This is a genomic window from Siansivirga zeaxanthinifaciens CC-SAMT-1 (genome assembly GCF_000941055.1).
GTDB classification, from domain to species: domain Bacteria; phylum Bacteroidota; class Bacteroidia; order Flavobacteriales; family Flavobacteriaceae; genus Siansivirga; species Siansivirga zeaxanthinifaciens.
In genome coordinates this window covers 1,755,322-1,768,364 of the sequence record NZ_CP007202.1, presented here as the reverse complement: position 1 = coordinate 1,768,364, position 13,043 = coordinate 1,755,322, and the positions used below count along the sequence as shown (strand labels likewise).

The 13,043-nt window shown below is 33.2% G+C and carries 12 protein-coding genes; 6 read left to right on the top strand and 6 right to left on the bottom strand.

Annotated features, from left to right (window positions below; genetic code table 11):
- From AW14_RS08015 to AW14_RS08005, 3 genes are read right to left on the bottom strand one after another with little or no spacing between them, the layout of a single operon-like run.
- Complete coding sequence (locus AW14_RS08015; protein ID WP_044638342.1) at positions 1-753, bottom strand: Na(+)-translocating NADH-quinone reductase subunit C; 753 nt, start codon at positions 751-753, stop codon at positions 1-3.
- A 2-nt stretch (positions 754-755) separates the two neighbouring features.
- Positions 756-1,979, bottom strand: a complete 1,224-nt coding sequence (locus AW14_RS08010) for an NADH:ubiquinone reductase (Na(+)-transporting) subunit B (RefSeq protein WP_044638341.1) — start codon at positions 1,977-1,979, stop codon at positions 756-758.
- Positions 1,979-3,331 carry a Na(+)-translocating NADH-quinone reductase subunit A gene (locus AW14_RS08005; RefSeq protein ID WP_044638340.1) on the bottom strand — a complete coding sequence of 451 codons (1,353 nt, stop codon included), beginning with the start codon at positions 3,329-3,331 and terminating at the stop codon, positions 1,979-1,981. The genes AW14_RS08010 and AW14_RS08005 overlap by 1 nt, the downstream gene beginning before the upstream one ends.
- A 167-nt stretch (positions 3,332-3,498) precedes the next feature.
- Between AW14_RS08005 and AW14_RS08000 the strand changes: the two genes are divergently transcribed.
- Together AW14_RS08000 and apaG are read left to right on the top strand one after the other, a co-directional pair.
- Positions 3,499-4,752: a type IX secretion system plug protein gene (locus AW14_RS08000; RefSeq protein ID WP_044639551.1), complete on the top strand. Its 1,254-nt coding sequence runs from the start codon at positions 3,499-3,501 to the stop codon at positions 4,750-4,752.
- Between the two features lie 111 nt (positions 4,753-4,863).
- Positions 4,864-5,250: a Co2+/Mg2+ efflux protein ApaG gene (gene apaG / locus AW14_RS07995; protein WP_044638339.1), complete on the top strand. Its 387-nt coding sequence runs from the start codon at positions 4,864-4,866 to the stop codon at positions 5,248-5,250.
- 40 nt (positions 5,251-5,290) lie between these two features.
- On the opposite strand, the gene AW14_RS07990 is transcribed toward apaG, so the two are convergent.
- Both AW14_RS07990 and AW14_RS15345 read right to left on the bottom strand, forming a co-directional pair.
- Positions 5,291-6,283: a DUF6695 family protein gene (locus tag AW14_RS07990; protein WP_044638338.1), complete on the bottom strand. Its 993-nt coding sequence runs from the start codon at positions 6,281-6,283 to the stop codon at positions 5,291-5,293.
- A complete protein-coding gene (locus tag AW14_RS15345) occupies positions 6,276-7,001 on the bottom strand; it encodes an NRDE family protein (RefSeq protein ID WP_044638337.1) in 726 nt (241 codons plus the stop codon). The genes AW14_RS07990 and AW14_RS15345 overlap by 8 nt, the downstream gene beginning before the upstream one ends.
- Before the next feature lie 149 nt (positions 7,002-7,150).
- Between AW14_RS15345 and pruA the strand changes: the two genes are divergently transcribed.
- Entirely contained in the window at positions 7,151-8,779 is a 1,629-nt protein-coding gene (gene pruA, locus AW14_RS07980) for an L-glutamate gamma-semialdehyde dehydrogenase (RefSeq protein WP_044638336.1), read from the top strand.
- A gap of 124 nt (positions 8,780-8,903) precedes the next feature.
- A complete protein-coding gene (locus AW14_RS07975) occupies positions 8,904-9,866 on the top strand; it encodes a tetratricopeptide repeat protein (protein ID WP_044638335.1) in 963 nt (320 codons plus the stop codon).
- Here the strand turns inward: AW14_RS07975 and rsmG are convergent.
- A complete protein-coding gene (gene rsmG / locus AW14_RS07970; protein ID WP_044638334.1) occupies positions 9,863-10,492 on the bottom strand; it encodes a 16S rRNA (guanine(527)-N(7))-methyltransferase RsmG in 630 nt (209 codons plus the stop codon). The genes AW14_RS07975 and rsmG overlap by 4 nt on opposite strands.
- Positions 10,493-10,723: 231 nt before the next feature.
- On the opposite strand from rsmG, the gene AW14_RS07965 reads away from it, so the two are divergent.
- Together AW14_RS07965 and AW14_RS07960 are read left to right on the top strand one after the other, a co-directional pair.
- On the top strand, positions 10,724-11,824 hold the full coding sequence (locus AW14_RS07965; protein ID WP_044638333.1) for a fatty acid desaturase family protein: 1,101 nt from the start codon (positions 10,724-10,726) through the stop codon (positions 11,822-11,824).
- A 26-nt stretch (positions 11,825-11,850) separates the two neighbouring features.
- Complete coding sequence (locus AW14_RS07960; RefSeq protein WP_044638332.1) at positions 11,851-13,035, top strand: pyridoxal phosphate-dependent aminotransferase; 1,185 nt, start codon at positions 11,851-11,853, stop codon at positions 13,033-13,035.
- Positions 13,036-13,043 lie beyond the last annotated feature (8 nt).

The following is a 13,043-nucleotide window of genomic DNA, read 5'->3' as shown; positions in this document are numbered from 1 at the left end:
TTAATTATTTTTTAAATTATCGAAAAAAGGTTTATAAAGCTTTAAATCACTTTTTATCATAGCAGATACTCCATTACCCGTAATGGTGGCCCCTGCTATGGCATCTACCTCGTTATCTGTTTTATTTTGATTTGTAGGATCGGCATTTCCTTTAGCGACGTCTACACCTTTAAAGTTTCCGTTTTCGTCTAGCAAATGTTCACCAATAAAATCGTCCATGAAAAAACGCTCTTTTATGTTAGCTCCTAAACCAGGTGTTTCACCTTTATGGTCGAAATATGCCCCTTTAATAACCATATTGGCATCAACAGAGACATAACCCCAAATAGCATCCCAAAGTCCTTTACCGTAAACTGGAATTACATAAAAAGTATTTCCATCTTTTTCACCAACGAATACTGGCAAATTACGTTTAGAGTCATCACCTGCTGCTGCAGATTTATCTTTCTTTAAATCTATTAAATAAGCTTTATCATCCTCTGAAACTTTTCCGTTAGAAATAACCAACTGTTTAGTAATGTATTTTGAAAACAACTCAGGTGCTTCTTTTGTTGATACAAATTCAGCATTTTTTTCACCGTTATTATTTACACCCATAGCGTATAGAATGTTTTGTTGTTTTTCTATACGTTGATTTTCTGTAATCTTTGGGCTTAAAGAAGATGCTGTAAATGCTAATAAAGCACCTACAACTACAACCATTGCTATAGCAAATAGAATGGTATATGAATTTTTATCTGTTCTATTTTCCATTGTTATGCTACTTTAGCTTTTAAACGTTTCATTCTTGATTTAACATTCGCCTGAATTACGTAATGGTCGATGGTTGGTGCAAATACATTCATTAATAGAATAGCTAAAAATACACCTTCTGGATATGCAGGATTGAATACACGAATCAAAATAGAAATAAATCCTATTAAAAATCCATAAATCCATTTTCCTTTGTTTGTTTGCGATGCTGTAACAGGATCGGTTGCCATATAAACAGCACCAAACATAATACTACCTATTATTAAATGTTGCCAGAAAGGCACACTCATTAATCCATAGAATTTGCTTGTTTCAGCAATCCAACCAGAATCTACAATAAAATTAAATATAAGTCCCATAGATAGTGCTCCAACAAAAGTTGAAACAATAATTCTCCAGCTTCCTATTTTAGTGAATATTAAAAATAAAGCACCTATGATAATTAAGAATTTTGAAGTTTCACCAACCGAACCTGGAATTAAACCCCAAAACATATCCCAATAATCGTAAACTACAGATTTGCCTTGAGCATAGGCACCTAAAATGGTTTCTCCAGAAATAGCATCTAGGTTTTGTCCTGCAGCAATCATTCTATCGCGTTCTACTGCACCATGAACCCAAACTTTATCACCAGACATCCAAGTTGGATATGCGAAGAATAAAAAGGCTCTTATGGTTAATGCTGGATTAAGAATATTCATTCCTGTTCCACCAAAAACTTCTTTACCAATAACAACACCAAATGCAACTGCTACAGCTAACATCCATAATGGAATATCAACAGGAACAATAAGTGGCACTAACATACCTGTTACTAAATACCCTTCTTCAACTTCGTGCCCTTTAATGATGGCAAATAAGAATTCGATTCCTAAACCAACTCCGTAAGACACAACAACTAAAGGAAGTACTTGCCATAAACCAACGATTAAATTATCGATAGTCCAGAATGAAGCACCTAAAAATCCGTTAGCAGATTCTATTTCACCTAAGGCTAAATAATGCTGATAACCTGCATTAAACATACCAAAGATTAAACATGGTATTAATGCCATAATAACCGTGTTCATGGTACGTTTTAAATCATCGGCAGCTTTTATATGTGTTCCACCATGAGTTGTCTCATTAGGTAAATATAAAAACGTATGTAATGCAGAAAAAGCAGGTAACCACTTCTTACCTTTATTTTTTTCTTTAAAACTGTGTAAACTTTCTTTTAAACCCATTATCCTATTTCTTTTAGCATTAAGTCTAAACCTTCTCTAATTATTTTTTGATGTGGTTGTTTAGAAACACATATAAATTCTGTTAAAGCAAAATCTTCGGGAGCTACTTCGTACATTCCTAAAGCTTCCATTTCATCTAAATCTTTATACATACATGCTTTTAATATTTGCATTGGATAAATATCTAAAGGAAATACTTCTTCGTAACTACCAGTTACAACAAATGCTCTGTGCTCTCCGTTGGTATTTGTATTTAAATCGTACTTCTTATTAGGATTTAACCAAGAAAAAGTTAAAGCTCTAGAAGTAGAAATTTTATTAAAAACAGGTTTATTCCATCCAAAAAATTCATAGTCATCACCTTCTGGAATAACCGTTATTACATTGCTGTAATAATCTAAATTACCACCTGGTCCAACTTGTTTTCCGCTTAAAACATTTCCTGAAATTACACGAACATGAGCACCTTCTGAAACTCCTTTATCGTAAACCACAGTAGATAACTCACTACCTATTTTAGTTTTAAAATATCTTGGTTTTTCGATAGAAGATCCAACTAAGGCAACTATACGCTCTGCATTAAACTTTCCGGTTAATAAAAGTTCCCCAATAATAACAAGATCTTGTGCACTTACTGTCCACACAACTTCACCTTTATTTACCGGGTCTATTTTATTAATTAATGTACCCACATTTCCAGATGGATGTGGCCCCGTAACCTTATGGGTTACAACACCATTTAATCCAGCTAATGGAGATGTTGAGCTACCTATACCAATGTGTAATTTACCTTCGGTAAGTTTTCCTAAAGCAGTAACTGCAGCTTGCAGTTCGGCTTCTTTTCCTTTTAAAGTAAAATCCAAATCGGCAGATAATGGTGCACTTGCATAACCAGAAATGAAAATAGCTTTAGGCGCCTTATCTGGATTTGCAATAACATCATACGGTCGTTGCTTTATAAAAGGCCAACAACCCGAAGCTAACAGATGTGCTTTAACCGCTTCAGGTGTTGCTGCATCTAAATTAAACACACCATAATCTTGGTATGTTTGCTCGCTGTCTGCTTGAATTTTAACTGATAAAATTTTACGTTTCTCACCACGTGCAATTTCAATAATTTCACCTGCAACAGGAGAAACAAACTTAATGTTTTCATTGGATTTATTGTAAAACACAGGCTCTCCTGCTTTTACTTTAGCTCCAACGTTTGAAATTAATTTCGGGATTACGCTATGGAAGTCATCTGGTCTTAAAGTATAAAAGTTGCTTACTATTGCCTTTTCCAAGGTTTTTTCTGCTTCACCCTTAAGCTTAATGTCTAGACCTTTTTTAATGCGAATGTCGTTTGACATATTTTTTATATTGAAATTAGTTGTCTAAAAATCGCAGCAAAAATACAAATTTCTTTACTAAAAAAATACAATGTTATTTATAGTTTATTATTTGTATTCATTCTAAATAACAACTTATGCAAGAGGCACGAATTTTGTATATATTTACAAAAAATACATCTAGTTTAATGAATCATTCTTTAATAATCACAATAATTCTGTTGTTTTTTTCATATTTAGGGATTTCTCAAGTTGAAGAAGTACATCCGCCCAACTATATTAAAACTATAAATTTTAAAGGCAACACTCCCGAAACACAATTGCCAATTTTAAAGTTAGGCGATTATTTAACTTTAGAATTCGATGCTTTGAATGGAAATGAAGATGATTATTACTATAAAATAGAATATTATAATGCCGATTGGACACCTTCTATTTTATTTAAATCGGAATTTATGAATGGGCTTGACAACCAACGCATAAGAACCTATGAAAATTCATTTAACACCTATCAAATCTATTCACATTATCAACTAACCATTCCAAATGAACAAACTAAAGGATTAAAAGTTTCTGGAAATTATATGATTTTTATTTACAACAGCTATAACGAGCTTATGTTTTCCAGAAAATTCATGATTTACGAAGATTTGGCTATTGTAGGTGTAGATATAAAACGCAGTAGAAGCATTGAGTTTATTGAAGAAAAACAACGAGTAGATATTAATATTTCATCAAACAATATACAATTTAACAATCCTAAACAAACAGTAAAGGCCATTATTGTTCAAAACAACAATTTAAATACGGCTATTTATAACTTACAACCACTCTTTACTATAGGAAACCAACTTATTTATAAATACGATTCGGAAACCAGTTTTTGGGCTGGCAACGAATATCTTTTTTTTGAAAATAAAGATGTTAGAGCGGCCAATACAGGCATACAATTTATTGACTTAAAAGAGTTATACCACAATTACCTTTTTACCAATTTTTCAAGAAAAAATAGACCCTACACTTACAATCCTGATATAAACGGAAATTATTTAATTACTGTTGTTGATGCAGAAAACCCGAGTATTGAAGCCGATTATGTTTGGATGCACTTTTCGTTAATACCGCCAAAAAATTTAGAGCCAGACTCTGAAATTTATATTTACGGTAATTTTAATAATTATGTATTAGATGACTCTAACAAGATGATTTTTGATAAAGAAAAAAACCTCTACACCAATATGATGCTATTAAAACAGGGGTTTTACAACTATAAATACGTCGTTTTAAACAAAAACAATGTTCTAGACGAAGGGGCTATAAGTGGTAATTTTTATCAAACTGAAAACAATTATAAGGTCATTGTTTATTACCGAGATCTGGGAGCTCGATACGATAAAATTATAGGTATTGGAGAAGGTAGTTCTATAAATATTTCAAATTAACTGAAAGACTAGGGAATTTAGTCTTGTTAAAAAACGTGTTAAAATAGCTAACATACTAGCAATAATTGTTATTTTAGCAATACCAAATCACATGGAACTTAAAACTTTAGTATGGTTCAACTCGTTACAAAAGGCATAAAAATTTCTGTAATTACAAATTACGAAGGTTCCTTTTATAAAAATTATAAAATTAACTACGCCTTTACTTATACCATTACTATTGAGAATCAAAGTAAAGATTCTGTGCAACTTCTTTCAAGACATTGGGAAATTTTAGATGCTTTAAACAGCCCTATTATTGTTGATGGCGAAGGTGTTATTGGTAAAAAACCAGTAATTAAGCCCGGTGAATTTTACACATATAGTTCGGGGTGTTTACTTACCTCGCCTTTTGGATCTATGCAAGGTCATTATAACATGATAAATTTAGCTTCTACTCAAAAATTTCATGTTGCCATTCCAAATTTTAAGCTGAGTGCTGTTTTTGCTATTAATTAACTTGCCTATTTTTTTTTAGGTTTCATTCAAATTAAAAAAATTAACAAACTCTATCAAATCTATATAGTTTGTCCGATTGTTTAATATGAAAAAATTTGCAGTTGGAGTAATGAACAAATTCAAACGGTTCGTGGTAATCAAATCCTTCCGTTTCTGTTACAAAATAATCATGCACATCTAAATGACCATGCGGAGATAAACGTCTAAAAACAAATTTAGTTTCTGTATCATCTTTATGAAGCTCAAACCATGCGCCAGCAGCTATACCAGATAACCACTGGGCTTTTTCGTTTAATCCTTCAAAATACTTAGGTATTAAAGTACCTTCAAAATTAACCCGATGATTTTTAAGCGGATCTAAAAAACAACGTAAGTTTTCGCTTTTTTGACTACCCCTAAAAACCGAAATTTCACCTAATTCTGAAACTTCAAATACTTGACGTTCTGTATTTGCAAGCAACACATTTCCAACCGTACTTGGGGTGAATCGTTTCGATTTTTTTAGTCGCTTTTTTATTTTTTCATTAATAACAGAAACTATTAAAGTATCGGTTACAAAGCGCGCACAATTACACGCATTTTTTTTAAAAGCTGCATATCTAATAAAATGTTGTTCTTGCATGCTATTAATATGCTTTCTGGCAAGGTTATAATCTACTAATGCGCAAACAGAGGCTACTAATTTTCCTTCGCCATGAGTTATCTTGGGATGAGTTGCTAAATATTTAAGAATGTCGTTTAAATTTAAAATAACATCATCTTCAATAATAGCTTTTAATGGCAAGTGTAACTCGTTATCGGTATCGCTTCCTCGCACCCTGCCCATTGGTTCGGGCGTGATATAACGGCCAAAATCGTGATATTCTAAAACACCTGTTGCTTTATTTATTAAAACTAAAGCAGCGTGACCAGCTCTTAAATAATTCTTTTTTCCAACACCAATAAATCGTAAAAATGGTGAAAACCATTCTTGTGAAACCATTACAATAGTTTCTGGATAGGCTAAGGTTAAAATAATTCCTGTATTAGCCATTCACAAAATTTTTCATATTAAAAGTAGTGACTGTTTTTAATGGGTTTAGCAAATCTTCATAATACAATTCAACAACATGGTTGTCAAGTTTCACTTGTGTAATACTTGTTGTTTTAACAGGTCCCCGATCCATAATAACTCCAAAAATATTATTATCTAACCCAGCAGTTTTGTGAAATTTTAATAGGGATGCAGCTGTTAGATTATTCTTCAATGCAAAAGTATCAAACCAATGTTTTCGTATTTCTTTCATCTCATTGTTATACAATGTCGATGATGACCAAACTTTGGGCTCTAAAGGCAATGTATGCCATATTTTGTTTTGTCCATCCCATAACAATTCAAAAAAACTCAAATCTAGATTCCAGTCAATTATTACCATGGTAAAGGGCGCAACCCCTTCGAGGTTATAAGAACTAAAAGCAGCCTGCAAATTAGTTGTGGTTAAAAAATCTTTCACTACCAAGCCGCGACTTCTCATAAATTTCTTGGTGATATCGTAGCCTTCTGAGGCGCCATTAAGTAAACAAACAGCTCTTTTGTTTTCACCTACACCAATCCATGTACCTCCGGCTTCAACATCTTTTGGATATAACAATTTTACATCATTTTCTGTAAATATTTGAGGCGCAAGCGAGACTCGATTGGGTGCTTCATCACGGTTAGACGTTAAAACAAAATTATTTTTTCCTAAAGGAACAATGGATACAGTACACATATAAAATCAAGTCTATCTTTATATATTAAGCTTACAAAAATAAATAAATTTTAACGAGCTTTTAAGAAAGCCCGAACAAAGAAATCCTTTGAAAATCATTAGCTTTGTAACCAATTTATTGAAAAATTAATAACAAAAACAAACAAATCATGGGAAAAGGCTTTTTTAATGTGCCAATCGCTATTAACGAACCTGTAAAGAGTTATGCACCTGGATCACCAGAGCGCGATGCGGTTTTAAAAGCATACAAGAGTATGTATAATAGCAAAGTTGATGTTCCACTTTATATTAACGGACAATATATTAGTACCGCTAATAAAAAGGAAATGTCACCTCCTCATGACCACAAACATATTGTAGGAACTTATCATTTAGCTGAAAAATCGCATGTTGAAGAAGCTATTGCAACAGCATTAGAAGCCAGAAAGACCTGGTCTCAAATGCCATGGGAACAACGTGCAGGCATCTTTTTAAAAGCTGCAGAATTAATTGCAGGACCGTACAGAGCTAAAATTAACGCTGCTACCATGATTGCACAGTCTAAAACAATTCATCAGGCAGAGATTGATTCGGCTTGCGAACTAGTAGACTTCCTGCGTTTTAATGTACAATTTATGATGGACATATACAGTGAACAACCGGAAAGCACCAGCGATGCTTGGAACCGTGTTGAGTACCGACCTCTAGAAGGTTTTACATACGCTGTAACCCCTTTTAATTTTACTGCGATTGCTGGAAATTTACCAGCTTGCATGGCTTTAATGGGTAATGTTGTGGTTTGGAAACCAAGCGATAGTCAAGTTTATTCTGCTAAAGTTATCATGGATGTTTTTGAAGAAGCAGGCGTACCAGCTGGCGTTATTAACGTTGTTTTTGGAGATCCTGTGATGATTTCTGAAACGGTTTTATCTAGTCCGGATTTTTCTGGATTGCATTTCACGGGTTCTACTTTTGTATTTAAAGAACTTTGGAAACAAATAGGAAACAACATTCATAATTATAAAACTTATCCAAGAATTGTTGGAGAAACAGGAGGTAAAGACTTTATTGTTGCTCATAAAACTGCAAATCCAAGACAAGTTGCTACAGCCATTGCTCGTGGAGCATTTGAATTCCAAGGTCAGAAATGTAGTGCTGCTTCGAGAGCATACATTCCTAAAGGCATCTGGAATGAGGTTAAAGAGATTTTAACAGAACAGGTTAATTCATTCAAAATGGGATCTCCTGAAGACATGAGTAATTTCATTACTGCTGTTATTCATGAAGGATCATTTAATAAACTTGTTAAGTATATTGAACAAGCAAAAGCAGATTCTGATGCAGAAATTATAATTGGAGGTGGTTACGACAAAAGCAAAGGATATTTTATAGAACCTACAGTTATTTTAACTACAAATCCTCAATATACTACCATGCATACAGAATTATTTGGTCCAGTTATTACCATTTATTTGTATGAGGATGATGCTTTTTCTGAAACTTTAAAATTAGTAGATAGCACCAGTGATTATGCTTTAACAGGCGCTATTCTTTCTAAAGACAGATATGCGATAACTGAAGCAACAACAGCATTACAAAACAGCGCTGGTAACTTCTACATTAACGACAAGCCAACTGGAGCAGTTGTAGGCCAGCAACCTTTTGGTGGTGCCAGAGCCTCTGGAACCAACGATAAAGCAGGTAGCCCACAAAATTTAATGCGTTGGGTTTCTACCAGATTAATTAAAGAAACCTTTGTTACACCTACAGATTACAGATATCCTTTTTTAGGTGAATAGTAATTATAAATTTTAACTAAAATAAAACCCATCAAAATTTGATGGGTTTTATTTTTTCAAAAAAAATTAATTACCTTTCATCATGAAAAACAGATAGGCATATTTTTTGATGCATTCATTTCTTATGAAAAGACACTTACTTATTATAGCGACCTTATTTTTTTGCTTTACATCATTTGCACAAGTTAATAAACTTCTTAGGCAGGCAAACAAATCGATTGATTTGAATGAAAAAATAGATTTATACTCACAAGTAATCGCCCTAGATTCTAAAAATTTAGATGCTTATTTTTTTAGAGCGCTTGCCAAGAATGATTTAGGTGACTATCATGGGGCTATCGTAGATTATTCTAAAATTATTCTAGTAGAACCAGATGCCGATACATATTTCAACAGAGGAAATTCCAGATACAGTATTAAAGATTACGAAGGCGCTAAAGAAGACTACAGAAAAGCATTCGAACTAGACAAAAGTTTAACCGATGCTCTTTACAGTTTAGGTTGCGTTAATTTAGATTTGGGAGAATTTATTGAAGCTATAAAAGATTTCAATAAATTAATAACTTTTAATCCTTTAAACCCCAAATTATACTACCAAAGAGCACAGGCCTACCAAGGTTTACAAAACCACTTAAAGGCTTTAGAAGATTATTCGCGTGCCATCAAAGTAGACCCAAATGCAGACACGTATTACAACCGAGGCGTCTTTCTATTAAATATTAATTATTACCAAAGAGCTAACGATGATTTTTCTTCATCGTTAAAACTGAATGATAATAATAGTTACGCTTATTTTTACCGAGGCGCCACTCATTTATTCTTAGGTGAATTTATTAAAGCTATTTCCGATTTTGAAGATGCTTTAAGTTTTGATGCTTTGGATTTTGATGCCCTTTTAGGCCTTGCCATGTCTTATCAAAAAATAAAGGATTTGGAGAAGGCTAAATTTTATTTTGATAAAGCATCAAACATTATATCTCCTAACCAACCCGTTACCAATGTTGATGCTTTAAAAAACACCTACTGGCATCAAAATCAATTTTATTATTTGAATGATAATTTCAAAAATCTACAAAATCTTAACTAGACTTTGTATTTCATAGGCAGGTGAACAATTTTCTTGGTTTCAAAAAAATCTTCCGAATAATAATCGGTTAAATTGTAAATTTTTGCTGTTTTATAATCTTGTAATTCCTCTCCTAAATCGCCACCTTTTAAATAAATAATACCATTTTTTAAATCGTGTTTTTGCTCTTTAGCTATCTTCCCTTTAACCCAATGAACAAAGGTAGGCATCGCAGCTACAGCACGACTTACAATAAAATCGTAGGTTTCGTTAACCTCTTCAACACGCGTGTGCGTAGTTTTTACATTGCTAAGTCCAAGACCCTCAACTACCTCATCGACTACTTTTAACTTTTTAGCAATGCTATCGACCAAATGAAATGAACAATTAGGAAACATAATAGCTAATGGAATTCCAGGAAATCCACCACCAGTGCCCACATCCATTATTTCACTTCCATCTTTAAACTGAATAAGCTTTGCTATGGCTAACGAATGTAAAACATGGCGTAAATACAACTCATCAATATCTTTTCTAGAAACGACATTTATTTTCAAATTCCAATCTTGGTATAAAGCTTCTAGCTTGGTGAATTTATCAATTTGATCTTGGGTAAGATTATTAAAATATTTAAGTATTAATTCCATTAATTTTAATTCGTTTTATTAAAAAAAGAAAGTCGATAAACCGATGAAATCTCTGGTAGTTGCCAAATTATTCTCTTATTTACTGGACATTCTTGTTAAATTTTCAACAAAAATATGCTTTTTACATACATATTTTTATAAAAAAACGTTATACTTTATCTAGGTTTATGCCTATCTTTGCGCCCCGTATGGTATAGGCATTAATTATATACTGTATTAAAAATTATCAACATGACTAAACAAGCACCTTCCTTTTCTAGAATCGACTCTGCGAAGTTTTTTAAAACACTTAACAAACGTGTAAATGAATACTTTAAAGAAAACAATATTAAACGTACTGGAAACTGGAAACTTTGGGCAAAAACAATCACCATGTTTTCATTGTTTTTAACCCCTTACTTTTTATTATTAACATTAAACATTCCTGGCTGGGCACAACTTTTACTTACCATTGTAATGGGTATTGGTATGGCTGGTGTTGGAATGAATGTAATGCACGACGGTAACCACGGTTCATTTTCAAACAAAGAATGGATAAACCGATTAATGGGTAGTAGTATTTATATTTTGGCCGGAAACGTATACAACTGGCAAGTACAACACAATGTTTTACACCACACGTACACGAACATTCATGGCCACGACGAAGATTTAGATGCCGGACGCGTATTACGTTTTACCGAGCATACCGAATGGAAATGGCATCATAAATTCCAACATTATTATTCTGTTTTACTTTATGGTTTATTAACTATCAATTGGGCTATTACCACAGACTGGCAACAAATGAGACGTTATATGAAACGTAAATTATCTTACGGAAAACTACCAAACCCTGTTTGGAACTGGAGTAAATTAGTTATTTCTAAAGTGATTTATGTAGCGATATGGATTGTTTTACCGATGCTAATTCTTGAAATTTCTTGGTGGAAAATCCTTTTAGGATTTTTTATAATGCATTATACAGCTGGCTTAATTTTAAGTGTTGTGTTTCAATTAGCTCACGTTATGGAAGATGCCGAAATGCCTTTACCAGAAGCAGATGGCACTATAAAAAACACTTGGGCCATTCACCAATTACGTACTACTGTTAATTTTGGTGCGAAAAGCAGAATTATAAACTGGTTTACTGGAGGTTTAAACCACCAAATAGAACATCATATTTTCCCTAATATAAGTCATATTCACTATGATAAAATAGCGGAAATTGTGAAGAAAACCGCTAAAGAATTTAACTTACCTTACAACGAATATAAAACAACCCGTAAAGCAATTATAGCTCATTTTAGACATTTAAAAGAAATGGGTATGAATCCAGCTTTACAAGCTTAACACTAACAACTATTTTTATTTAATACATGCAATTACTATCCGATAGAATTTTAAACATGGCTACGTCTGCGACATTGGCCATGGCTGCAAAAGCAAGAGAATTAAGAACAGAAGGAAAAGATATTATTGGTTTAAGTTTGGGTGAGCCAGACTTTAATACACCAGATTTTATTAAAGAGGCTGCTATACAAGCTATAAACGAAAACTATAACTCTTACTCTCCTGTAGATGGTTATGGCGATTTAAAAGAAGCTATTATCACCAAATTTAAACGTGATAATAACCTAACTTACACACCTGCACAAATTGTGGTTTCTACAGGTGCAAAACAATCGTTAGCGAATATTGCTGCCGTTATGACTAACAAAGGCGACGAAGTTATTATGCCTTGTCCTTACTGGGTTAGTTATGCCGATTTAATTAAATTAAATGATGGTATCCCTGTTGAAGTTAAAACAACCATCGATACCGATTTTAAAATGACACCTGCACAGTTAGAAGCTGCTATTACGCCTAAAACTAAAATGATTTGGTTTAGCTCGCCTTGCAACCCAAGTGGTTCTATTTACAGCAAAGAAGAATTACGTGGCTTAGCTGATGTACTAGTTAAATATCCAGATGTTTATGTAGTTTCAGATGAAATTTACGAACACATTAACTACGTTGGAGGTCATGCAAGTATGGCGCAATTTGAAGATATGTACGATCGCACAATTACTGTAAATGGTGTTTCTAAAGCATTTGCAATGACGGGATGGCGTATTGGATACATTGGTGCTCCAGAAAAAATAGCTAGAGCTTGCAACAAAATGCAAGGTCAAATAACAAGTGGTGCTAACTGTATTGCACAGCGTGCTACCATTACAGCGCTTAACGAATCGCCAAGTCGTGTGCAATACATGATTGACGAATTTAAAGTACGTCGTGATTTAATTTTAGATTTATTAAACGATATAGAAGGTTTTAAAACCAATACGCCGGAAGGTGCTTTTTACGTATTTCCTAACGTAACGCATTTCTTCGGAAAAACGATAAAAGGACACACTATTAAAGATGCAGCCGATTTTTCTATGTTCTTATTAGAAGAAGCTTTAGTTGCTACTGTTGATGGTGGTGCGTTTGGAAATCCAGATTGTATTCGTATATCTTACGCGGCATCTCAAGAGCAAATTATTGAAGCCATTAAAAGAATAAAAGAAGCTGTTAGTTAAGACAGTTA

Coding starts and splice junctions, on each gene's coding strand:
- AW14_RS08015 (WP_044638342.1), bottom strand. CDS start 753: ATGGAAAATAGAACAGATAAAAATTCATATACCATTCTATTTGCTATA.
- AW14_RS08010 (WP_044638341.1), bottom strand. CDS start 1,979: ATGGGTTTAAAAGAAAGTTTACACAGTTTTAAAGAAAAAAATAAAGGT.
- AW14_RS08005 (WP_044638340.1), bottom strand. CDS start 3,331: ATGTCAAACGACATTCGCATTAAAAAAGGTCTAGACATTAAGCTTAAG.
- AW14_RS08000 (WP_044639551.1), top strand. CDS start 3,499: ATGAATCATTCTTTAATAATCACAATAATTCTGTTGTTTTTTTCATAT.
- apaG (WP_044638339.1), top strand. CDS start 4,864: ATGGTTCAACTCGTTACAAAAGGCATAAAAATTTCTGTAATTACAAAT.
- AW14_RS07990 (WP_044638338.1), bottom strand. CDS start 6,283: ATGGCTAATACAGGAATTATTTTAACCTTAGCCTATCCAGAAACTATT.
- AW14_RS15345 (WP_044638337.1), bottom strand. CDS start 7,001: ATGTGTACTGTATCCATTGTTCCTTTAGGAAAAAATAATTTTGTTTTA.
- pruA (WP_044638336.1), top strand. CDS start 7,151: ATGGGAAAAGGCTTTTTTAATGTGCCAATCGCTATTAACGAACCTGTA.
- AW14_RS07975 (WP_044638335.1), top strand. CDS start 8,904: ATGAAAAGACACTTACTTATTATAGCGACCTTATTTTTTTGCTTTACA.
- rsmG (WP_044638334.1), bottom strand. CDS start 10,492: ATGGAATTAATACTTAAATATTTTAATAATCTTACCCAAGATCAAATT.
- AW14_RS07965 (WP_044638333.1), top strand. CDS start 10,724: ATGACTAAACAAGCACCTTCCTTTTCTAGAATCGACTCTGCGAAGTTT.
- AW14_RS07960 (WP_044638332.1), top strand. CDS start 11,851: ATGCAATTACTATCCGATAGAATTTTAAACATGGCTACGTCTGCGACA.